The organism is Streptomyces capitiformicae (assembly GCF_002214185.1).
Classification (GTDB): Bacteria; Actinomycetota; Actinomycetes; order Streptomycetales; family Streptomycetaceae; genus Streptomyces; species Streptomyces capitiformicae.
Window position 1 is genome coordinate 4,568,989 of sequence record NZ_CP022161.1, and the last position, 20,191, is coordinate 4,589,179.

The window sequence follows — 20,191 nt, forward strand, 5'->3', positions numbered from 1 at the left end:
GGTTGGTGGGGGCGTGCGGGAGGGGTGTGTGGGTGCGCAGGGGTGCGTTGTGACTCGGCGTCTGCGCTGGGCGGGGGCTGGAGGTGCTTGCCGGCGCTGACAGGGTGCCGCTGCCCGCCCTCCCTCATCGCCCCAGCGGCACGACTGCCCGCAGCCAGGACAGCTGGGGCAGCCATGACAACGTGGGTGGCCCGGAGGCCGCTAGGGCGTGTCGCAAAAGTCCCGCCTGCCGCCCGACGCCTGGCACGCTCCCCCACTCTCGGCTTCTCCCCCACTCTCGGCTTCGCTCGAGCGGGAGGGGCCCCCATGAGCGGGAGGGGGCCCCACCGCCGCACCGGGCGAAAGCCCACGTACATCCAGTCCATCTACAGGGCCTTCCGCCCGGCACGCCGAGAGCACGCTCCCCCACTCTCGGCTTCGCTCGAGCGGGGGGACCCCCATGACGCCGCTCGGCCCGCCCTCCGGGCGGACGACGGGACTTTCGCAACACGCCCTAGTCGAATGACTCCAAGGTTTGTGCCAGTACCCGAGCCGCCCTCTCCACGTCCGCGAAGCCGATGTACAGGGGCGTGAAGCCGAAGCGGAGGACGTCCGGGTGGCGGAAGTCGCCTATGACGCCCTCGGTGATGAGGTGCTTCATGACCTCGGCGGCGTTGGGGGCACCTCCCGCTCGAGCGAAGCCGAGAGTGGGGGAGCAGCGCAGGGCCACCTGGCTGCCGCGTTCCGGGTGGGGTGTCGGGGTGAGGGACTCGACGCGTCCTTCGGGAACGTACGACGTCACGCACTTCAGGAAGAAGTCGGTCAGGGCCAGGGACTTGGCGCGGACCGACTCGATCGAGACGCCCTCCCAGACCTCAAGTGCCGCCTCCAGGGCCAGCATTGACAGGATGTCAGGTGTGCCTACGCGGCCGCGTCGCGCGCCCGCGACGGGCTCGTACGCGGGGTCCATGCCGAACGGCTCCACGTGGGAGTTCCAGCCGGGCAGGGGCGAGTCGAAACGGGGCTGGAGGTCGCGTCGTACGTAGAGGTACGCGGGCGAACCCGGGCCCCCGTTCAGGTACTTGTACGTGCAGCCGACCGCCAGGTCGACCCCGTGCTCGTCGAGGCCGACCGGCAGGGCGCCGGCGCTGTGGCACAGGTCCCAGACGGCGTACGCCCCCGCCTCGTGGATCGCCGCTGTCAGGCCGGGCAGGTCGTGGAGGCGGCCCGTGCGGTAGTCGACGTGGTTGAGGAGTACGGCCGCCGTACGGGAACTCAGGGCGTCCGGCACCTCCGCCGGGGTCACCGGGCGGAGGGTGCGGCCGGTCATGCGGGCCGCCGACTCGGCGATGTAGCCGTCCGTGGGGAACGTCGTCGCGTCGACCAGGATCTCGTCCCGGCCCCCACGGCCTTCTCCGTGCTCGTCCTCGGACATGCGGACCGCCGCCACAACCGCCTTGAACACGTTGACGCTCGTGGAGTCGCCCACCACGATCTGGCCGGCCGCCGCGCCGACCAGCGGAGCGATACGGTCGCCGATCCGCTCCGGCGCCGTCCACCAGCCGCTCTCGTCCCAGGAACGGATGCGCAGGGAGCCCCACTGGCGGCGTACGACGTCGTCGACGCGGTCGGGAACGCTCGCGGGGAGGGCGCCGAGGGAGTTGCCGTCGAGGTACACCGCGTCGTCGAGGACGAAGCGTTCGCGCAGCTTCGACAGTTCGTCGGCCGCGTCCAACTCCTCGGCTTCAAGAGTGAGTTGAGTGATTTCAGACATGGGACCGCGCCGTCCACAGCTCGGGGAACACGTTCTTGCGGGCACGCTTCTCCAGCCAGGCCACGCCGGCGGAGCCGCCCGTGCCGGCCTTGGCGCCCATCGCGCGGCGGGTGGCGACCAGGTGGTCGTTGCGCCAGCGCCAGACGAGTTCCGCGACATCCGTCAACGCCTCGCCGAGGCGGGCGAGGTCATGGTCCGGGTCGCCGGAGTACAGCTCGGTCCACACCTCCTCGACCTCGGGTGAGGGCTCGTAGCGCTGGGAGACGTCACGGTTCACGACGGACTCGGGGATCGCGTGGCCGCGGCGGGCCAGGAGCCGCAGTACCTCGTCGTAGAGGCTCGGCTCGTGCAGCGCCTTCTCCAGTTCGGCGTGGACCCGCGGGGCGCCCCGGTGCGGGACGAGCATGGAGGAGGACTTCTCGCCGAGCAGGAACTCCATCCGGCGGTACATCGCCGACTGGAAGCCGGAGCCCTCGCCGAGGGCGGCGCGGTAGGAGTTGAACTGGGCGGGGGTGAGCTGGCCGAGGGGCTTCCAGGAGGCGTTGAGAGCCTCCAGCTCCCGTACGGAACGCTTCAACGCGTCCCTGGCCCTCGATACGTCGTCGTTCCGGATCGCGGTGGTCGCGGTCTCCCACTCGTGGACGATGACGGTGAACCACAGTTCCATGACCTGGGTGGTCACCAGGAAGACCATCTCTCCGGGGTCGTCGGAGAGGGGGTGCTGGAGATGGGTGAGGACGTCCGCCTGGACGTAGTCCTCGTACGGGGTCGTTCCCTGGAAGTCGAGATGCGGGGTCTCGGGCTCCGAAGCCTCGACGGGCTGAGCCTGCTGGGACATCGCTGTCTCCTGTTGTGTACTCCGGGTAGCGGTCCGCCCCTGCCGAATTCCGACACGGGGGCCCCGGTCCCCACCGGCATGTTCGGGCATACCGCCCCGGACCGCAAGGTCCGCCTGGTCACACCAGGCGGACCTGCGCGAACGCGACGCGTGACTAGCTCAGCGTCTGCGCCGCCGTCGGGGAGGAGTCCTTCAGGAACTGCGAGCAGCGCTCGTACTCCTCCTGCTCGCCGATGGCTCCGGCAGCGCGGGCCAGGGCGTGCAGGGCGCGCAGGAAGCCGCGGTTCGGCTCGTGCTCCCAGGGGACAGGGCCGTGGCCCTTCCAGCCGCTGCGGCGCAGGGCGTCGAGGCCGCGGTGGTAGCCCGTACGGGCGTAGGCGTACGACTCCACGACGGCGCCCCGCTCGAACGCCTCGTCGGCGAGCTGGGCCCAGGCGAGGGAGGAGGTGGGGTACTTGGCGGCGACGTCGGAGGGGGCCGTGCCGCCCGCGAGGAGTTCGCGGGGCTCCGGGTCGTCGGGGAGGTGCGTCGGGGGCGGGCCCCCGAGGAGGTTCTCGTGAATCGTCATGGGTTCCAGTCTGGCCCATGTGGGGGTGGGTGGCGGTACGGGTGGGGGTGGATCAGTCGGCGGCCGGGGCGTCTTCGGGGGTGTCGTCCGTGGGCGGCTGCTCGGCTCGGACGAAGGTGCCCTTCACGGGGACAGTGATGACGAGGCCTTGATCGCGGAGGTCGCGGACAGCCCGGCGGATGGTGTTGACGGCCACACCGTACTGCTCGGCGAGGTCGCGCTCGGCCGGAAGCCGGGCCCCTGCGGGCAGCCGCCCGGTACGGATCTGCTCGGCGATGTGATGCACGACCTGGAGATACACGTAGACGTGACTCGTCAGGTCGGGGCTCCAGTCACGGTCGTCAGCCATTCCTGCACGCTAAGGCGGCTCGACGCGCCGCACTACGTACGGCAACAACTAGGTGCACCCGTATGCTTCCTATTGCTACCCGACGCTTCCTAATGCACTGTAGTCTTGAGGAACGAAAGACCCCGGCGGTCTGCCAGGACCCCGGGGCGTGGCCGACGCTGCACCAGGAGCATCGACATGCGAAACCTTATCCGCCGCACCGCCCACCTACTGGGCCTTCTCCTCACCCCCGGCACCGGAACGCACCGCGCGGGCACCCGCCCCACCCGGCGACGGCCCGCACTCCACCCCCATCCCCACCCCATCGACCAGCTACCGCCCCACCGCTCCCCCTACGGACTCGACCTCGCCCCCTTCGACGGCGGTACCAGCCCCCTCGTCCGCCCCTACCTCGGCGAGGTCGCCGCATGACCGACCTGGTCATCACGCCCCGCCTCCTCCCCTGGACCTCCCCGGAGGGCAAGCCGTGCTACCTCGTCCCCAGCGACGAGGGCGGCTACGTGTCCCGCCTGGCCGACGAGATGGAGGCCGTACAACTGACCCTGGGCACCGACGTCCTCGGCCACGCCCGCAAGGTGCTGGCCGACCCCGCGTCCCCGCACACCGAGGTGCGGTACGCCGGGCTCCGACTGGCGGAGTGCCTCGGCGACGCCCTGAGGGTCGCCGAATCACGCGGACTGCGCCTGCCGACGCCGGACGACGACAGCTGAGCCCGCGTCACTTCTCCCGGCCCTCCGCCTCCCCCACCTCCCCCGACTCCAGCGGCGGAGCCGTCACCCCGCAGTGCGTTCGGCATTCGGGGTGGCGGCAGTCCGGCGCCGGGCGACGGATCGTGGCGTAGGCCAGGGCCGCGCCGGCGACCAGCGTGGCGGCGCAGACGAGCATCGCCGTGCCGAACGCGTCGTCGAACTGGGACGCCGATCGGTACGCCTCCGGGCCCATCCCCGCGATCAGCGGCAACGCGGCCACGGCGACGAGGCCGGCCGCGCGGGCCGCCGCGTTGTTGATGCCGCTCGCCAGACCCGCGTGCTCGGTGTCGACCGAGGCCAGGACCGTCGCGGTCAGGGGCGCGACCAGGGTGACCATGCCGAGGCCGAGCACCACCAGCGCGGGCAGGACATCGGCGACGTACGACGCCTCCGGCCCCACCCGCAGCGCCAGCAGCATGCCCGCCGCGCACAGCAGTGGGCCGACGGTGAGGGGGATGCGGGGGCCGATCCGTTCGCCGAGCGCGCCCGCGCGGGAGGAGAGCAGGAGCATCAGGACCGTGATGGGCAGCAGGGCCGTGCCCGCGCCCAGCGCCGAGTAGCCCGACACCACCTGGAGTTGGAGCGCGACGAGGAAGAAGAAGCCGCCGAAGGCCGCGTACACGCACAGGGTGACGAGGTTGACCGCCGTGAACTGGCGGGAGGCGAAGATCTCCGGCGGCATCATCGGGTCGGGGCGCCGGCGTTCGACGTAGACGAAGGCCACGCCCGCCACGACTCCCGTGACGGCCGACACGGTCACCGCCAGTGAGCCCTCCCCGGCCTCGATCAGGGCGTACGTCACCAACGCCAACGACAAGGCGCCCAGGGTCGCGCCAAGGACGTCGAAGCGGCCGTGGTGTGCCTGACCGTCGCCCGACTCGGGTACGTGGCGGGTGGCGATCGGGACGCAGATGAGCGCCAGGGGCACGTTCAGCAGGAAGACCCAGCGCCAGCCGGGGCCGTCCACCAGCCAGCCGCCCAGGAACGGGCCGACGGCGGCGCCGATGCCGCCGAAGCCGGACCACAGACCGACGGCCCGCGCCCGGTCGTCGGGGTGGAACGAGGCCTGGATGAGCGCCAGCGAGCCGGGGGTGAGCAGGGCCCCGCCCACGCCCTGCAGCGCACGGGCCGCGATCAGTACGCCGACGTTCGGCGCGAGGCCGCACAGCAGGGACGCCAGGGCGAACCACACCACGCCGATCACGAACACCCTGCGTCGGCCGAACCGGTCGCCGAGGGCGCCGCCGAGCAGGATCAGCCCGGCCAGGGTGAGCATGTACGCGTTGACGGTCCACTGGAGGGCGGCGAGATCCGCGTCCAGGTCGCGCCCCATACGGGGCAGGGCGACGTTGACGACGGTGGAGTCCAGCAGGGCCATGCTGGAGCCGAGGATCGTGGTGAGCAGGACCCATCTGCCCCGGGGCGAGGCCAGCCGGATGTCGGGCATGGTCCAGGTATACAGCGAGCCCGGCGCCAGGGCACCGGGCTCGCTGTCGCCGTACGACGCGGCTTACTTGATCTTCGTGCCCGCGGACCGCAGGTTCCCGCAGGCCTCGACCACGCGGGCGGCCATCGACGCCTCGGCGAGCTTGCCCCACGTGCGGGGGTCGTAGGTCTTCTTGTTGCCGACCTCGCCGTCGACCTTCAACACGCCGTCGTAGTTCTGGAACATGTGGGCCGCGACGGGACGCGTGAAGGCGTACTGGGTGTCGGTGTCGATGTTCATCTTGACGACGCCGTTCTCCAGGGCGGTGCGGATCTCCTCCTCGGTGGAGCCGGAGCCGCCGTGGAAGACGAAGTCGAAGGGGGACTCCTTGCCGAAGCGGGCGGCGACGCCCTCGTTCAGCTCCTTCAGGAGGTCGGGGCGCAGGACGACGTTGCCCGGCTTGTAGACGCCGTGGACGTTGCCGAAGGACGCGGCGAGGAGGTAGCGGCCCTTCTCGCCCAGGCCGAGGGCCTCGGCGGTACGGATCGCGTCGTCGACCGTCGTGTACAGGGAGTCGTTGATCTCGTGGGAGACACCGTCCTCCTCGCCACCGGTCGGGGTGATCTCGACCTCGAGGATGATCTTCGCGGCGGCGGCGCGGGCGAGGAGTTCCTGGGCGATGGCGAGGTTGTCGGCGAGCGTCTCGGCCGAGCCGTCCCACATGTGGGACTGGAAGAGGGGGTTCTCGCCGCGCGCGACCCGCTCCTCCGACACCGCCAGCAGCGGACGTACGTAACCGTCCAGCTTGTCCTTCGGGCAGTGGTCCGTGTGCAGGGCGACCGTGACGGGGTACTTCTCGGCCACGATGTGCGCGAACTCGGCCAGGGCGACCGCGCCGGTCACCATGTCCTTGCTGTACTGACCGCCCAGGAACTCGGCCCCGCCGGTCGAGATCTGCACGATGCCGTCGCTCTCCGCCTCCGCGAAGCCGCGCAGCGCGGCGTGCAGCGTCTGGGTCGAGGTCACGTTGATGGCCGGGTAGGCGAACTTGCCTGCCTTCGCCCGGTCGAGCATCTCGTTGTAGACCTCGGGGGTTGCGATGGGCATGGTCCGCTCCTTGTATGTGCGGGTGGCGTTGTGCTTACGAGCCCTGACCTAGGGTTGCGACGTCATCGTCGGACCCATCCTTCCAGACGTGACCGGCTGCTCCGGCCAGGGCGCCCGAAACTCTTCGGTAACCCTGACCTGGCGTTTCGCAATCGCCCCTCAGTCCAGGCCCAACTCGTCCTTGGAGAAGGCGAAGAGGTACGGCACGCCGGCGCCCTTCTCGATCTTCTCGGCGGCACCGGTGGCCCGGTCGACGATGGTCGCGACGGCGACGACCTCGGCGCCCGCCTCGCGCACGGCCTCGACGGCGGTGAGCGGCGAGCCACCGGTGGTGGAGGTGTCCTCGACGACGAGTACCCGACGCCCCGCGATGTCCGGCCCCTCCACCCGCCGCTGCAGGCCGTGCGCCTTCGCCGCCTTGCGTACGACGAAGGCGTCGAGCCGCCGTCCCCGCGCGGCGGCGGCGTGCAGCATGGCGCCGGCCACCGGGTCGGCGCCCATCGTGAGACCGCCGACCGCGTCGAAGTCGAGGTCGGCGGTCAGGTCGAGCAGCACCTGTCCGACCAGCGGGGCGGCCTCGCCGTCGAGGGTGACGCGGCGCAGGTCGACGTAGTAGTCCGCCTCCAGACCCGACGACAGGGTCACCTTGCCGTGCACCACGGCCTTGTCCTTGATCTGCTGCAGCAGCGATCCGCGTACGTCCACGTCAGTCATGGCAGCCAGCCTAATGGGCCCTTTATGCCCCCATGACCCCGCTCACAGGCAGCGCGCTCACAGGCGCCGCCAGGTCCAGGTCGTCGCCGCTTCGAGGGGCTCGATCGGGGTGACCAGGCGGGGGTGGGTGTTGAGGCCGTTGGGCGGGCCGGTCTGCGGCTCCACGCACACGGCCTCCGCCTGCTCGTCGTAGACCACGACCCACTCCTCCCGCGAGGCCACCTTCAGCTCCAGGCGCCCCGGCCAGGTGAGGGTGACGTCGACGCCGTCGGGCATGCCGAAGCAGTCGTCCCAGGGGCCGGGCTTCGGGTCCACGCGGTTGCCGGTGGGGAGGTGGTCGGCGCCGCGCTCCTCCTGCCAGGCGGGGCTGAAGTCGAGCCGTACGTCCTCCCCGCCGCCTTCCAGGGTGCGGTTGAACCAGGGGTGCCAGCCGATCTGCGCCGGGAAGGAGGAGTCGTACGCCTCCACGGACATGGTCAGGGTGAGGGCGTCCGGGGTGAGCGTGGCGACCTGGGTGACCCGGCCGGGGTAGGGCCAGGGGTCGACGAGGTCGTACGTGAGGACGGCCTCGGTGTCGGTGTGGCTCGCGACCCGCCACGCGCCGTCCCGGGTGGTGCCGTGGATGGCGTGGGGCGGGGCGTCGATGGGCATCTGCTGTACGGCTCCGCCGCTGAGGAAACGGCCGTCGCGGATCCGTCCGCACCACGGGACCATCGGGAAGCACCCGAACCGCTCGCCCTGGCGCAGCAGTTCGATCCCACCGATCCGCAGGCTCGCCACCCGTCCGCCGTCGCCCGGCGCCAGCACCGCCTCCGCGTCAGCCGCGGTGAGCGTGATCTCTTCGCTACTCACGCGTCGACCCTACTGGGAACCTTTTTCCTCGCACCGCAGTCCTTCGTATCAAGGCCTGTTATTCGAGGCTTGTTGTTCATGGTGTGCGACGGAAGTGAGTTGCCATGCAGGAGAACGACCAGGCGAACGGCCAGGAGAACAACCGGGGGAACGACCGGGGGAACGACCCGACCAAGCTGGAGAGCACGCTTGCCGACGGGCGGCGCATGACGCTGTCGCTGCCGGCGACGGACGCGAAGTGGGCGGCCGACGGCATCACGGGCCTGCGTGCCGTCCGCCCCACGCACACCGGCCGTGGCGAGGAGCCCCCGGCCCTCCCCGAGGAGCCGGCGCTCCCCCTTCACATAGCCCTGCACGGCCTGTAGATCCAGCGTCTCTGATTGGCTTGGTGATCCGCCGTGTTGCTCAGGGATGTGAGCCAATCGCCTTCGTGCCCTGGTGCTGAAGTCAGCCCGCGTGGCACGTCCCTCCGGGCGCTGGTCGGTCAGGCCGCATGACCCGACCGAGGAGGGTGCCCGACGTCGCCTGGACGCCGGGCATGCGTGTGACAGTCTGTCACGGGATCGCTACGCATCGCTAATCAGACTGGTGAGCCTGGATCGAGTTCCTCTCCGGCGCTCTCAGCGGCGTTTGCGCAAGGCCCGGCCCACGATGATGGCGGAGGCCACGGCGAGCGCCGCTGCGGGCGCCGCCCAGCGGAGGGCCGTGCCGGCGGAGACGGTCTCGGCGGCCGGGACGGGGGCGTAGCGGCCGCGCGGTGGTGCGTGGTCCACCTCCTCCGCGCTGCGCCCGATCATCGTCCGGCGCGCATGCGCGGCCTCGGCCGGCGGCTCACCACTGGCGACGAAGTCGCCCTCGGTGAACGGGTCCAGGGACGGCGGCGGAACCTCGGCGTCGTAGACGGAGGCCACGGATTCGTCGTCCTCACCGTCCTCGCCATCGGTATGTTCGGGGCCTTCCGCGACGGGCTCGGCCTCGACCGCCGTATGGGCCTCCTCCTGTGCCCCCCGCTCCTCCCGTGCCTCCTCTTCCTTCCGCTCCTCCCGTGCCTCCTCTTCCTTCCGCTCCTCCTCGGCGACCCCGCCCCCCAGGTTCTCCGCGAACTTCCCCAGCAGCCGCGCTCCCGCCGCGGTGACCGTGTCGGTGTCGAGTTCGGTGATGCGGCCGTCGGCGGTGGCGGTGCCCTCGAAGGCGATGGTCGTGCCGTCGGTCGCCGGGATCAGGCGGAGGGTCAGGGTGAGCTTCACGGATCCGGTTCCCCGGGCCTCGGTGGCGTCGCCCTCGACGGCGTAGGTGCCGTCGTCCTGGGCGGTGACGCGGAGGGTGCCGCGGTAGGTGATGGTGTGGCCGGCGACGCGTACCTTCAGGCGGCCGGCCACGGGTGGGGTGCCCGCGTCCTGCTGGAGCCCGGGGACCGCTCGGGCCACCCGCTCGGGGTCGGACAGCGCCTCCCGGAGGCGGCCTGCGGGAACCGGAACGAACACCTCATGCTCCATGGCAGTCGAGCCTACCCAGGAGGCCCCGCACCGCACCCGTACATACGCGCATTGCATACATGTATTACCCGGCTTCGGCGCCGCCGTGTTCAGCCGGCATGTTCAGTCGGCGTACCTCGGATGCACCAAGGTGGACGGCGGCAGGCCCCGTACGCGGTCGGCGTCCCCGAGGAGTGTGGCCCCGCCTCGGGGGTCCGGCACCGGAGGGCGGGAGCCGGGCGGGGTCGCCAGGAGGAAGCCGTGGCCGGGGGCGGCGGCGACGCGGTAGGCCGTGGTGCGCAGGCCGGCGGCACGGACGGTGGCGTCGACCGTCCAGAAGACGTGGGCGCGGGACGACACGGGGCCCGCGTGCACGACCAGGCGGCCGTCGTCGGCGAGGACCTCACGGGCCAGGACGTAGAACTCCTGCGAGTAGAGCTTGGTGCTCGCCGTGATGCCGGGGTCGGGGAGGTCGGAGATCACGACGTCGTAGTCGTCGTGGTCGTACGTCGTGGGGCTCGCGTCCCGCAGCCAGGTGAACACGTCCGAGGTGAAGACACGGACGCGGGCGTCGTCGTAGGCGTGCCCGTTCAGGGACGACAGCGCCGGGTCGCGGCGGGCGAGGCGTACGACGCCGGGGTCGGGTTCGACGACGTCGACCCGGCGTACGCCGTCGTGGCGGAGCACCTCGGCGGCGGCGAGGCCGTCGCCGCCGCCGAGGACGAGGACGCGGGCGTGCGGGCCGGCGTTCATGGCGGTGCCGACGAGGGCGCGGTGGTAGCGGTGTCCGTCGCGGGCGCTGACGCGGAGGCGGCCGTCGAGGAAGAGCGAGAGGGGGCGGCCGTGGGTACCGCCGGTGAGGACGACCTCCTGGATGTCGGTGTGCAGCGCCACGCGTACGTCTCTGCCGTAGACCGCGCGTCTGGCGGCGCGTTCGAAGTCGTCGACGTGTACGGCGGCGGTGGCGAGCAGGCCGAGGACGGCGAGGTTCGTGATCAGCAGGAGCCGGCGGGCGCGGTGGCTCAGGTCGTGGCGGAAGAGGCCGAGGACGAGGGCGCCGCCGATCAGGGCGTTGACCGTGCCGGTGAGCAGGGTGCCGGTCAACTGGCCGAGCCAGGGCAGGAGAAGGAAGGGGAAGGCGAGGCCGCCGGCGAGGGCGCCCACGTAGTCGGCGGCGAACAGGTCGGCCACGGCGCAGCCCGCGTCCTGGCGGCGGATGCGTTGGATCAGCTCCATCAGCAAGGGGACTTCGGCGCCGATGAGCAGGCCGATGGCCAGGGAGAAGGCGACGAGGAGGTATCTGGAGCCGCCGGCCCCCATGCCGCCCCAGCCGCCGGTCCAGGCGAAGGCGGCGTACATCGCGAGGGCGCTGTAGCCGCCGACGAGGGCGAGGGCCGCCTCGATGGCGGCGAAGCCGAGGGCCGCGCGGGGGCGGAGGCGTTTGGCGGCGAGGGAACCGACGCCCATGGCGAAGACCATGACGGAGAGGACGACCGAGGCCTGGGTGACCGAGTCGCCGATCAAGTACGAGGCGAGGGCGACGAGTTCGAGTTCGTACACGAGTCCGCAGGCCGCGCAGACGAATACGCCGGCGAGGACCAGGAAGCGGCCTACGCCGGGGCGGACGGGGAGCCGTACAGGGCCGCCGGGGCCGCCGGGGCCGCCGGCCGGGGCGCCGCCGTGACCGCTCTGGCCGCGCCAGGGGGGTGGGGCGCCGGGGGGTGCGGGGGCGTGCGGCTCGATCACTTATGGCACGCTACGTCAGGGTTGCGGTGTTCCGGGTCACCCACACGAGTGGAGCTGCGCCGCTGAGCCGGGCGCCTAATAGCTCGGGAGGTCGGGTTGTTGGGCGGGTGCGGGTGGGTGGGGGTTGTTCGCGCCCACGCGGCGGAGCCGCATATCGGCACAGCCCCGCGCCCCTGAAAAGCAGGGGCTGCGCCCCATGCTTTTCGACCCGCACTCACCCACCCTCACAGCGCCGCAGGCACGCGCACCCCAACGCGCGTTCTGGTGGCGACCAGTTGGCCGTCCTGGGGATACGCGTGCCACGTACGCCAGTGCACTTGGCCCTCGTATCGCTGCGCGAGCATCGCGGTGAAGGCGTGCGGGCTGCCGGGGAAGACGCCGGCGAGGCCGTGGGGATGGTCGGAGACGAGGGCGAGCAGCTCCTGGGCCCGGCCCGCGAAGGAGCCGGGGGACAACACCTCGATGCGGGCGGCGAATTCGTACTCCCAGTCGCCCACCCGCTTGGCCACGCCGAGCGGGAGCGGTGTGCTGGAACCTGGGATGCACGCGACCGTCTCCGAACAGTGGCTGCCCCGCTCCTCCTCCAGAAGCACTTGGTGGGACGCGCCGAGCAGTCTCAACTGCAGCTTCGCGCCGCTGAGTTCGAGGTCGAGGGTGGCGAGCGCGGGCAGCGGTTCACGCCCCAGGGCCCAGGCGAGGTCGGCCGCGCGCGTGTCGGTGTAGGCGGTGTTCAGGGTCGTGAGCATGGGTCGGCTCCGCTAGCACGCAAAGATAGAGAACAAAGAAAGAAGAGGAGTGGGTCCGGCGCAGCCCGGTCGGCACCGGGGAATGTGGCAGCCAGTCAGGTGGGGTGACGTCCCAGTCGGTCCGGTCAGCCGTTTCAGGCTTGCCGGGAGGGACGTCCAGGGGCTGCGTCGGCGGCTTATAGGGAATCATGAACGGTGGCATTACCACAGCGTTTTTACCCAACTTGACGTGCTTTCCATCCCCCCGAGGGCTGCACAGCTCAACTGTTCAACCCGGCGTACGCTCCGTCCGCCGACGTGCTCCCGCGCGCCGTACGTAGGCGGGTACAGGCAGGTACACACGAGCGCCCGCCGGGAGTTCGAACCCGGCGGGCGCTCGTGTCGTGGAGCTCGGCTGCCCCGTGTCAGCTGCCTCCACCGCATCCGCCCCCGCCGCCGCAGGAGGACCCGCCTCCGCACGACGAGCCGCTGCTGCTCCCGCACGACGACGAGCCGCTGCCGCACGACGATCCGCCCCCGGACGACGAGCCCTTGTCGTCCGACCCGGAGCCGGACGATCCGCTGTCGCCAACCGCCGCGGCCCCGCCGAGCACCCACCAGCTGTTGTCGCTGCTGGCCTCGGCGCTGTTGGTGCCGCTGTTGCGGCCGCTGCCGTAGCCGCCGCGTGACGGACGGCGCCGGGCCGCCCGGGCCGCGTTCGCGCGGCTCCGGTTGACGGCCACGACGATCACCAGCACGACACAGAGCAGCACCGCCAGGATGATGCCGATCACCGCGATCGCGTTCATGGCGTCACCCTCCCCTCTTTCCTGAGTCCCCCGAAGCGGCCCCCGTGGGCGCCTCGCTCACTTGCGATTACTCACTTGCCCATCGGCAGGTCAGCTGCCGCCGCCGCATCCACCGCCACCGCCACCGCCGCCACCGCCACCGCAGGAGGACCCGCCGCCACAGGACGAGCCGCCCCCGCACGACGATCCGCCCTCGTGGGACGACCTGCCGTCCGCCCACCAGCTGCGGCGCCGGCGCCGGCGCGAGCCGCCGGCCACCCGCGCGAAGAGGCCGAGCAGTACGAGTGCTCCCAGGACGAAGTAGAAGGCCTCCATCTCCGTCACCAGCCTTTCGTTCCCCCTTGCAGACCCCCCGTGGGCCGTGCGTGACGTGGGGATGCCCGGGCGTCGCACGGCCCAAAGCAGAGTTGAGGAAGTCCAGAGGTTCGGCGCAGGATGACGGCCATGACCTCCAGCGCAAGCCCCGCCCCCACCCCGCGTCCGGTGCTGAACCGGCGGCTCGCAGAGTTCGGGACGACGATCTTCGCCGAGATGTCGGCGCTCGCCGTGCGGACCGGCTCGATCAACCTGGGCCAGGGTTTCCCGGACACCGACGGCCCCGAGGAGATCCGCGAGGCCGCCGTACGGGCGCTGCGCGACGGGCGCGGCAACCAGTACCCGCCGGGGCCGGGCGTCCCCGAGCTGCGCACCGCGATCGCCGCGCACCAGGAGCGGCGGTACGGGCTGACGTACGACCCGGACACGGAGGTGCTGGTCACGGCCGGTGCCACGGAGGCCATCGCGGCCGCGCTGCTCGCCCTCCTCGAACCCGGCGACGAGGTGATCGCGCTGGAGCCGTACTACGACTCGTACGCGGCCTGTATCGCGATGGCGGGCGGGACACGCGTACCCGTGACGCTTCGCCCGTACGAGGGAGCCCGCGACGGAGTCGCATATCGACACTTCCGGCTGGACCTCGACGAGCTGCGGGACGCCGTCACCGACCGGACCCGGCTGCTGCTGATCAACACCCCGCACAACCCGACCGGCACGGTCCTCACCCGCGAGGAGCTGACCGCGATCGCCGAGCTGGCGGTGGAGCGGGACCTGCTGGTGGTGACGGACGAGGTGTACGAGCACCTCGTCTTCGACGACGCCGGGCATCTGCCGCTGGCGACCTTCCCGGGCATGCGGGAGCGGACGGTCACGATCGGCTCGGCGGGCAAGACGTTCTCGTTCACGGGCTGGAAGGTGGGCTGGGTTACGGCGCCCCGGGAACTCGTCTCGGCCGTCCGCTCGGCCAAGCAGTTCCTGACGTACGTCGCCTCCGGGCCCTTCCAGTACGCCGTGGCCGAGGCACTGCACCTGCCCGACTCATACTTCGCGGACTTCCGCGCGGACATGCTGGCCAAGCGGGACCTGCTCGCAAGCGGCCTGGAGCGGGCGGGCTTCAAGGTCTTCCGCCCGGCCGGCACGTACTTCATCACCACCGACATCCGGCCCCTGGGCGAGAGCGACGGCTTCGCCTTCTGCCGCTCCCTGCCGGAGCGCTGCGGGGTGGTCGCGATCCCCAACGCGGTCTTCTACGACCACCGTGAGCAGGGCGCACCCTTTGTCCGCTTCGCGTTCTGCAAGCGGACAGGCGTGCTGGAGGAGGCGGCTTCCCGACTCAAGACGCTGGCCGCCTGACAGCCACAGACGTACCAACAAATGTACCGGCCACACGGCCTGGTTGCTCCGAGCCGCCGCGCACCCGCACTCGACTGCCGCCTGTTCGACCGGGAGACCGGTGTTCGGCAGCCATATCACGCAGCCCGCCTGTCGGCGGACACGCTTCCATCAGCGATCAACCGGCGCCGCCAGGCCCGGTGACAGCGCCCCGGATCATGCAAGACAGGGGCAGCAAAGAGTCATACCGGCCCCGAAGGATACGAACCCGAGCTGGACTCTACGAAGAAGGTGATGTGCGGGCAGTAGCTTTCCTCGGCCAGCCAGGCGCGGGCCCGGCCGCGCTGTCGCTCATCGCGGAACCGGTGGTACCGGCTCCAGGAGCGCTCGTCACCAGCGAGGACGTCCTTGAAGCGCCGGAAGGCGCCCCGCCCACCGATGGCGATCCGCAGCCTGTCGGCAAGGGCGGCGTCCTCGACCTCTTCGATGAACAGCTCCATGTCCTGGTAACCGGCCCGGGACCCCAGAGCCGGCACGTACAGCCATCGCTCGGGATCGTCGTCCCCCTCGGCCTCGGGCCCAGGCCCCAGCTCATCGGTGAACGCAGGCCAGCACTCACCGGTGGACAGATCGATCCGGCCACCGGACTCGGCCGGGTCGCCCTCCAGCAGCATGGCGAGCATCTCCAGATCGACCGCGAGCGGGCGCAGGAGGGGGATCGTCGCGTCTCCCGTGGCCGCGCGCAACCGGTCCGCCAGCTCCTCATCGCCCCGGAAGCCTCGCTCCTGGAGCGCGCCGAGAAACAAGGCCGCCATCTCCGCAGCCCCCGGCAGGCCCTGCGCCGCGGCCCCGGCCACACCATCGTCGGCCAGCTGCAGCACCTCACGCACGGGTCCACGACGCAACGCCGCAAGCAACGCCACTCCGTCCTGCGCGTGGATCGCGCCACGCAGGGCCCGCAGCCCGGCCTCGCCCCATCCCTCACCCACGACCCCGACGGTAACGCGCCACCGAGGACGTACGACGCCGGGACCCATCGGTTTCCCTCTGCCCGGCTCCGTGCCAGTGCCGGCGCACCCGGCGCCTGGGGGCAGGCGGTGTTGCCCGGTCAGCGGCGCCGCTTGCGGCCGCTCTTGCCTGAGGAGCGCCGAGCCTTCGGGGCGCGGCCGACGCGGACGCCGTGGGTACCCAGTGCCCGGGCAGCCAGCTTCCTGAGCTCGTCGAGTCCGGCCCGGTCCGGGTGCGCGGAGTCCAACGCGGCGGCAACCGCGTCCCTGGCCTGGGAGCCCTGGGCGCGCAGCGTCTCCTCGGCGCCGTCCCCGCCGCCCGCCAACTCCACGAGCTGAAGCAGGCTCTCGGCGAGCACCAGCAGAGACTCTGCATCGGTCATGTCCTCTGGGGACAGCAACTCACGGTGCGCCAGCGCGTTCAGCGCCAGCGGCGCCAGCTGTGTGTCTCGCCGCAGCGTGCGCAGCAGCCCCTCGCCCTCACCGTCCGGCAACGCCGCCAGCAGCACGTCGAGCATCGCCTGCGCACGCGTGCGGAAGGTCATGGTCCTTACGGCGTCGGTCAGTTGCCGCAGGGCACCTTCCCGCTCGCCGCGGGCCGTTATCCAGCCGGCCAGCTCCGTGCGGGCGGCGTCCGGGTCGTAGTCCTCGGCCAGCACCCCCAGCAGGCCGGCCGCCGGCGCCTGGGCCAGTTCACCGACCAACGGTGCGTCCCTGCCGGCCGCCAGCAACCGCTGTCGTACGGCCCGGGTACCGAGTTCGGTGAGACGGATGAGCTCGACCGGCCCGGCGGTCAGCTCCTCTCGCCGGGCATCGGCACGCTCCCGCGCCACCGGGTCCGTTGCCGTCCCCTCGACGCCCAGCAGCTCCGCGAGCTCCGGCGGCATGTCCGCGAGCAGCTCGGGACCGGCATCGGAGAGGTCGATGTCGAGGAACACCGGATCGGCCATCCCACGGTCACGCTCGATCGCGCCCAGGTCGTCCAGCAGGTCGAGCACCGCGCGCAGGTCCCGGTCGGCGTGCTCGAACCACATCCGGTGCCGGAGGTCCAACCCGGCGTCGAGCTGGGAGGAGGTCCGATAGGCCAGGTGTACCGTGTCGCGCAGCCGCGGCCAGGGCATCGGGTACGGCAGGCTGTAGAGCGTGTTCAGCACGTCGTCCAGGATGTCCTCGTAGACGTCGAAGAGCATCGACTCGACGTGCCAGCCGCTGCGTGCCCCGATCAGGGCCTGCCGCAGCTCGAAGCACGCGTCGAAGGCGCGCAGCCACAGCTGGAGCGGGTCGGCCAGCACCGGCCGGGCCTTGGCCACCGCGTACAACCGCCCCTTGACCACCCGGACCAGCCGTGCCTTCTTCGCCCACTCCACCAGCAGCCCCAGGCGCGGCAGGTCGGCCGAAGAGCGCACCCCCTCAATCCTGTCGCCGGTGCCGAGTACGTCCACCAGCTCGCGGGCCTCCGCCATCCGCAGCCGTCCCGTCGCCGTCACCGGGCGGCCGCCCTGCCCCGCCCATTCGGCGAGTCCGCGCAACTGCGCCACGGTCGTCGACGCCTCGGCCCGTCGGCGCAATTCGTCGTCCGGGGGAAGCAACACGGGCAGTTGCGGCTCGGCCCGGGCCACGCCGGACAGCGCGCGGCCGGTCAGCCGGCGTTCCATGATCGCGGCGAGAGCCTGCTGATCGTAGGCGACCTCCCCGCGCTGCGCCCGGTCCGCGAAGCGCTGAAACGCCGCCCCGTCCTGGACGTCCACGCCCTGCTCCGCGGCCGTCATCGCCCAGAACTTCGCCAATCCCCAGCGAGTGCGGTCCGTCATCGCCGCCAGATGCTGTTCCGCGACCCTGTCGACCGCGGCAAGGGAATCCTGGAGTGAGGGGCCGCGCGGGTCCGCCAACTGCGCGGCGTGCAGATAGCGCAGTAGCGTGAGCAGTGTGCCCGGGGCGTCGGCGCGTTCCTCCCCGGGAAGCTCGGTGACCTGCTGGGGAAGCCAGGAGAGCAGTAGCTCCTCCACATTTCGCGACTCCCACAGCCCCAGTCGGCCGTCGGCAGTTGCCCGGTGCCGGTAGTCCAGTGCCGTCTCAGCCGTGAACCCGTCCACCGGCAGCCCCTGCTCCCCGGCCCACCGGACGAGGCGGTCAACCAGCAGCCCGCACGCCGCCTCGAACTCTTCCTCGGCCTCGGGTTCGAACCGCATCCGCATGAAATCTCGTCCACCTGTCTGCAGCAGTCGTTGCCGTGCCACGCTATCGCCGAACCGGGGCCGGCAACTCGGCCGAGGACGAGCGGGCCCGCTACCTCAGGGCAGTACGTGGTGGTAGTCGCCCGCAGCAAACGCGGCTTCGAACCTCCTTGCGGCGAACCGGACTTCGTCGCACGGACTCACGGCACAGAACGGCACGCCCCCCTGGCCGATCCCGATCGACGAAAGGCCGGGCCATCCCAGCCGGCTGCCCCGACCAGGAACGACCACGTCCGGCGACGGCGGTGCCGACGGCGCTGGCCAGGCCCGTGCCGACGGCACGGGCCTGGCCAGCGGGGAGTGCCTCGTCAGCGGGCGTCCGCCTCGGGATCCGGGCGCGGGAGTTCGTCGAGGTCGAGGGTGAAGGTGCGGCCGTCGGCCAGGGGGATGGGGAGCTTGCCCGTGCCGTACCTGTGGGTGTGTGCGGCGATGTAACCGGTGGCAGTCGGCTGGGTGTGGAGGACGACTTCCTGGGCGTAGGGGTCCACGACCAGGTAGATCGGGATGCCGTAGCGGCCGTACTTCGCGGTGCAGTCGTCGTAGTCCTTGCGTGCGGAGGAGGTCGAGACGACCTCGGAGATCAGCAGGACGTCCTCGAAGCTGTAGCGCTTGCCTTCCTTGCGTGCGTCCTCGCGCAGGATCGCGAGGTCGGGGGCGGAGTTCTCGTCGGCGGGGAAGTCGATGTAGACGTCGGAGGTGACCTTCGCGTGACGGCCGAGGGCAAGAGCGGAGTCGATCTGCATCGACCTGATGGTGCTGGAGTGCTCTTCGCTCTGCGGGGTCATGATCACCTTTCCGTCGGCCCCGAACAGGACCGTGTACCCCTTGGGGAACTCGGTGTGCACGATCGCGTCGGCGCTCATGGACGGCTCCTTCCCGTGTGTGGTCAGGATACGACGGACAGTGCCGCGTCACCGAGCCCGTCGGTACGGCCGGCAGACCGGTCCGGACGGTTGTGCGGCCCGCTCACCGCCGGTGCCGGAGATCCGCAGCGGGGCCTGTCGCACGACATAGGAATAAGTAGGCCAACGAGGTGTCGCCTGGGTGACGGCCGCGCCCGAACTGGTGGCCGCCGTCCGCTCGGCCAAGCAGTTCCTGACGTACGTCGCCTCGGGTCCCTTCCAGCACGCGGTCGCCGAGGCCCTGCACCTGCCGGACTCGTACTTCGCGGAGTTCCGCGCGGACATGCTCCTCAAGCGCGAACTCCTCGCGGACGGACTGGAGGAGGCGGGCTTCGAGGTGTTCCGCCCGGCCGGTACGTACTTCATCACCACCGACATCCGCCTGCTCGGCGAGAGCGACGGCTTCGCGTTCTGCCGTGCGCTGCCGAAGCGTTGCGGGGTGGTCGCGATCCCGAACGCGGTCTTCCACGACCACCGCGACAGGGCGCGCCCTTCGTGCGCTTCGCGTTCTGCAAGCGGACGAGCGTGCTGGAGGAGGCCGTGTCCCGCCTCAAGTGCCTGGCCGGCTGAAGCCCTTCGGGCCGGCGAAACGGCAACAGCCCGGCCGCGCACCACCGTTTCCGGTGATCCGTGCACGGACCGGGCTGTCGTTCGCCTGAGAACGCCCCTTGCCGTGACCCCTAGGCCGTTTCGTTTGGATCACGCCGCAGACTCGGGGCCTGGCAACGCGCGTCTGCGGCGCTGACGAGATGCGATCGATTCCCCGACCTGCTCCGAACAACAAGGCCTTGGCGGGCCACAGTGCGACCACCGTCTCCTTCATCGCTGTCGTCCCGTGTCGCGCGGCCAGATGGCGATGGCGATCAGCACGGCCGCCCACACCCCCAGCGGCGTGACCGGCCAGTAATAGGTCAGCTCTCCCTTCTGCGCACAGCGGGCGCCCCAGATCCCAGACATGATCACTGCTCCACCGAGCCAGTAGCGCCATTCGGCCAGCCACTCCCTGAGGTCTTTACGGTCCTGCTCTGAGCGGGTCGGCGCCGGTGCGGGTAAGTCGGCTGTCAGCGCGGCGAGTTCATCGGCTGTACGCGCCCGCAGGGCACGTGTGGAACGGATCTCGTGCTCGTGCGGATCGAGTCGCCCCTCAGCCAGCGCCGCGGCCAGCACGCCGAGCGTTTCGTCGCGGTCGCGGTCCGAGACCCGCAGAGCGGGCACCGGAGGCTCCCGTCGGTCATCCACCACTTGTCTCCTTTCGGCTCCGTGCAGCACCTCACCTGACGGAAGGTTAGA

At 71.2% G+C, this 20,191-nt stretch carries 21 protein-coding genes and 1 pseudogene; 5 read left to right on the top strand and 17 right to left on the bottom strand.

Annotated features, from left to right (window positions below; genetic code table 11):
• Nucleotides 1-493: 493 nt before the first annotated feature.
• The 4 genes from kynU to CES90_RS20345 form a co-directional block, all read right to left on the bottom strand.
• Entirely contained in the window at nucleotides 494-1,753 is a 1,260-nt protein-coding gene (kynU, locus tag CES90_RS20330) for a kynureninase (RefSeq protein WP_189786147.1), read from the bottom strand.
• Nucleotides 1,746-2,591: a tryptophan 2,3-dioxygenase family protein gene (locus tag CES90_RS20335; protein WP_189786148.1), complete on the bottom strand. Its 846-nt coding sequence runs from the start codon at nucleotides 2,589-2,591 to the stop codon at nucleotides 1,746-1,748. The genes kynU and CES90_RS20335 overlap by 8 nt, the downstream gene beginning before the upstream one ends.
• Nucleotides 2,592-2,745: 154 nt before the next feature.
• Nucleotides 2,746-3,159 (bottom strand): DUF3151 domain-containing protein, encoded by a 414-nt coding sequence (locus CES90_RS20340; RefSeq protein ID WP_189786149.1) that lies wholly within the window; start codon nucleotides 3,157-3,159, stop codon nucleotides 2,746-2,748.
• A gap of 52 nt (nucleotides 3,160-3,211) precedes the next feature.
• Nucleotides 3,212-3,508: a GntR family transcriptional regulator gene (locus tag CES90_RS20345; RefSeq protein WP_189786150.1), complete on the bottom strand. Its 297-nt coding sequence runs from the start codon at nucleotides 3,506-3,508 to the stop codon at nucleotides 3,212-3,214.
• A 177-nt stretch (nucleotides 3,509-3,685) separates the two neighbouring features.
• Between CES90_RS20345 and CES90_RS20350 the strand changes: the two genes are divergently transcribed.
• Both CES90_RS20350 and CES90_RS20355 read left to right on the top strand, forming a co-directional pair.
• Nucleotides 3,686-3,919 carry a hypothetical protein gene (locus CES90_RS20350; protein WP_189786194.1) on the top strand — a complete coding sequence of 78 codons (234 nt, stop codon included), beginning with the start codon at nucleotides 3,686-3,688 and terminating at the stop codon, nucleotides 3,917-3,919.
• Nucleotides 3,916-4,218, top strand: coding sequence for a hypothetical protein (locus tag CES90_RS20355; RefSeq protein ID WP_189786151.1), 303 nt, complete (start codon nucleotides 3,916-3,918; stop codon nucleotides 4,216-4,218). The genes CES90_RS20350 and CES90_RS20355 overlap by 4 nt, the downstream gene beginning before the upstream one ends.
• A gap of 7 nt (nucleotides 4,219-4,225) precedes the next feature.
• Here CES90_RS20355 and CES90_RS20360 read toward each other — a convergent pair whose 3' ends face one another.
• The 4 genes from CES90_RS20360 to CES90_RS20375 form a co-directional block, all read right to left on the bottom strand.
• On the bottom strand, nucleotides 4,226-5,704 hold the full coding sequence (locus tag CES90_RS20360; protein WP_189786152.1) for an MFS transporter: 1,479 nt from the start codon (nucleotides 5,702-5,704) through the stop codon (nucleotides 4,226-4,228).
• 63 nt (nucleotides 5,705-5,767) lie between these two features.
• Complete coding sequence (gene fbaA, locus CES90_RS20365) at nucleotides 5,768-6,790, bottom strand: class II fructose-bisphosphate aldolase (RefSeq protein WP_189786153.1); 1,023 nt, start codon at nucleotides 6,788-6,790, stop codon at nucleotides 5,768-5,770.
• 159 nt (nucleotides 6,791-6,949) lie between these two features.
• The gene (pyrE, locus tag CES90_RS20370) at nucleotides 6,950-7,504 is read right to left on the bottom strand and encodes an orotate phosphoribosyltransferase (RefSeq protein ID WP_189786154.1); all 555 of its coding nucleotides are present in this window, start codon (nucleotides 7,502-7,504) and stop codon (nucleotides 6,950-6,952) included.
• Nucleotides 7,505-7,561: 57 nt separating this feature from the next.
• Complete coding sequence (locus tag CES90_RS20375; protein WP_189786155.1) at nucleotides 7,562-8,356, bottom strand: aldose epimerase family protein; 795 nt, start codon at nucleotides 8,354-8,356, stop codon at nucleotides 7,562-7,564.
• Between the two features lie 104 nt (nucleotides 8,357-8,460).
• Between CES90_RS20375 and CES90_RS20380 the strand changes: the two genes are divergently transcribed.
• Nucleotides 8,461-8,721 carry a hypothetical protein gene (locus tag CES90_RS20380; protein WP_189786156.1) on the top strand — a complete coding sequence of 87 codons (261 nt, stop codon included), beginning with the start codon at nucleotides 8,461-8,463 and terminating at the stop codon, nucleotides 8,719-8,721.
• Nucleotides 8,722-8,976: 255 nt separating this feature from the next.
• Here CES90_RS20380 and CES90_RS20385 read toward each other — a convergent pair whose 3' ends face one another.
• The 5 genes from CES90_RS20385 to CES90_RS20405 form a co-directional block, all read right to left on the bottom strand.
• Nucleotides 8,977-9,852, bottom strand: coding sequence for an SRPBCC family protein (locus tag CES90_RS20385; RefSeq protein WP_189786157.1), 876 nt, complete (start codon nucleotides 9,850-9,852; stop codon nucleotides 8,977-8,979).
• Between the two features lie 102 nt (nucleotides 9,853-9,954).
• Entirely contained in the window at nucleotides 9,955-11,577 is a 1,623-nt protein-coding gene (locus CES90_RS20390; RefSeq protein ID WP_189786158.1) for a polyamine aminopropyltransferase, read from the bottom strand.
• Between the two features lie 224 nt (nucleotides 11,578-11,801).
• The gene (locus CES90_RS20395) at nucleotides 11,802-12,323 is read right to left on the bottom strand and encodes a DUF2617 family protein (RefSeq protein WP_189786159.1); all 522 of its coding nucleotides are present in this window, start codon (nucleotides 12,321-12,323) and stop codon (nucleotides 11,802-11,804) included.
• A 404-nt stretch (nucleotides 12,324-12,727) separates the two neighbouring features.
• Nucleotides 12,728-13,111: a hypothetical protein gene (locus tag CES90_RS49720; RefSeq protein ID WP_229914191.1), complete on the bottom strand. Its 384-nt coding sequence runs from the start codon at nucleotides 13,109-13,111 to the stop codon at nucleotides 12,728-12,730.
• 90 nt (nucleotides 13,112-13,201) lie between these two features.
• Entirely contained in the window at nucleotides 13,202-13,426 is a 225-nt protein-coding gene (locus CES90_RS20405) for a hypothetical protein (protein ID WP_229914196.1), read from the bottom strand.
• Between the two features lie 120 nt (nucleotides 13,427-13,546).
• Between CES90_RS20405 and CES90_RS20410 the strand changes: the two genes are divergently transcribed.
• Nucleotides 13,547-14,779, top strand: coding sequence for a pyridoxal phosphate-dependent aminotransferase (locus tag CES90_RS20410; protein ID WP_189786161.1), 1,233 nt, complete (start codon nucleotides 13,547-13,549; stop codon nucleotides 14,777-14,779).
• A 221-nt stretch (nucleotides 14,780-15,000) separates the two neighbouring features.
• Here the strand turns inward: CES90_RS20410 and CES90_RS20415 are convergent, their stop codons facing one another.
• The 3 genes from CES90_RS20415 to CES90_RS20425 all read right to left on the bottom strand — a co-directional run bounded on the left by CES90_RS20415 (nucleotide 15,001) and on the right by CES90_RS20425 (nucleotide 18,862).
• Entirely contained in the window at nucleotides 15,001-15,747 is a 747-nt protein-coding gene (locus CES90_RS20415; RefSeq protein WP_229914192.1) for a UPF0158 family protein, read from the bottom strand.
• Nucleotides 15,748-15,866: 119 nt separating this feature from the next.
• Nucleotides 15,867-17,960 (bottom strand): hypothetical protein, encoded by a 2,094-nt coding sequence (locus tag CES90_RS20420; RefSeq protein WP_229914193.1) that lies wholly within the window; start codon nucleotides 17,958-17,960, stop codon nucleotides 15,867-15,869.
• Between the two features lie 347 nt (nucleotides 17,961-18,307).
• Nucleotides 18,308-18,862 (bottom strand): Uma2 family endonuclease, encoded by a 555-nt coding sequence (locus tag CES90_RS20425; protein ID WP_189786162.1) that lies wholly within the window; start codon nucleotides 18,860-18,862, stop codon nucleotides 18,308-18,310.
• Between the two features lie 172 nt (nucleotides 18,863-19,034).
• Between CES90_RS20425 and CES90_RS20430 the strand changes: the two are divergent.
• Nucleotides 19,035-19,471 (top strand): annotated as a pseudogene (locus CES90_RS20430) (aminotransferase class I/II-fold pyridoxal phosphate-dependent enzyme); the annotation flags it as partial.
• Nucleotides 19,472-19,720: 249 nt separating this feature from the next.
• Here the strand turns inward: CES90_RS20430 and CES90_RS20435 are convergent.
• Nucleotides 19,721-20,140: a DUF1707 SHOCT-like domain-containing protein gene (locus CES90_RS20435; RefSeq protein WP_229914194.1), complete on the bottom strand. Its 420-nt coding sequence runs from the start codon at nucleotides 20,138-20,140 to the stop codon at nucleotides 19,721-19,723.
• Between the last annotated feature and the right edge of the window lie 51 nt (nucleotides 20,141-20,191).

Bases quoted from the DNA above. Each gene is read 5' to 3' on its own strand.
- kynU (WP_189786147.1), bottom strand. From the start codon at position 1,753: ATGTCTGAAATCACTCAACTCACTCTTGAAGCCGAGGAGTTGGACGCG.
- CES90_RS20335 (WP_189786148.1), bottom strand. From the start codon at position 2,591: ATGTCCCAGCAGGCTCAGCCCGTCGAGGCTTCGGAGCCCGAGACCCCG.
- CES90_RS20340 (WP_189786149.1), bottom strand. From the start codon at position 3,159: ATGACGATTCACGAGAACCTCCTCGGGGGCCCGCCCCCGACGCACCTC.
- CES90_RS20345 (WP_189786150.1), bottom strand. From the start codon at position 3,508: ATGGCTGACGACCGTGACTGGAGCCCCGACCTGACGAGTCACGTCTAC.
- CES90_RS20350 (WP_189786194.1), top strand. From the start codon at position 3,686: ATGCGAAACCTTATCCGCCGCACCGCCCACCTACTGGGCCTTCTCCTC.
- CES90_RS20355 (WP_189786151.1), top strand. From the start codon at position 3,916: ATGACCGACCTGGTCATCACGCCCCGCCTCCTCCCCTGGACCTCCCCG.
- CES90_RS20360 (WP_189786152.1), bottom strand. From the start codon at position 5,704: ATGCCCGACATCCGGCTGGCCTCGCCCCGGGGCAGATGGGTCCTGCTC.
- fbaA (WP_189786153.1), bottom strand. From the start codon at position 6,790: ATGCCCATCGCAACCCCCGAGGTCTACAACGAGATGCTCGACCGGGCG.
- pyrE (WP_189786154.1), bottom strand. From the start codon at position 7,504: ATGACTGACGTGGACGTACGCGGATCGCTGCTGCAGCAGATCAAGGAC.
- CES90_RS20380 (WP_189786156.1), top strand. From the start codon at position 8,461: ATGCAGGAGAACGACCAGGCGAACGGCCAGGAGAACAACCGGGGGAAC.
- CES90_RS20385 (WP_189786157.1), bottom strand. From the start codon at position 9,852: ATGGAGCATGAGGTGTTCGTTCCGGTTCCCGCAGGCCGCCTCCGGGAG.
- CES90_RS20395 (WP_189786159.1), bottom strand. From the start codon at position 12,323: ATGCTCACGACCCTGAACACCGCCTACACCGACACGCGCGCGGCCGAC.
- CES90_RS49720 (WP_229914191.1), bottom strand. From the start codon at position 13,111: ATGAACGCGATCGCGGTGATCGGCATCATCCTGGCGGTGCTGCTCTGT.
- CES90_RS20405 (WP_229914196.1), bottom strand. From the start codon at position 13,426: ATGGAGGCCTTCTACTTCGTCCTGGGAGCACTCGTACTGCTCGGCCTC.
- CES90_RS20410 (WP_189786161.1), top strand. From the start codon at position 13,547: ATGACGGCCATGACCTCCAGCGCAAGCCCCGCCCCCACCCCGCGTCCG.
- CES90_RS20420 (WP_229914193.1), bottom strand. From the start codon at position 17,960: ATGCGGATGCGGTTCGAACCCGAGGCCGAGGAAGAGTTCGAGGCGGCG.
- CES90_RS20425 (WP_189786162.1), bottom strand. From the start codon at position 18,862: ATGAGCGCCGACGCGATCGTGCACACCGAGTTCCCCAAGGGGTACACG.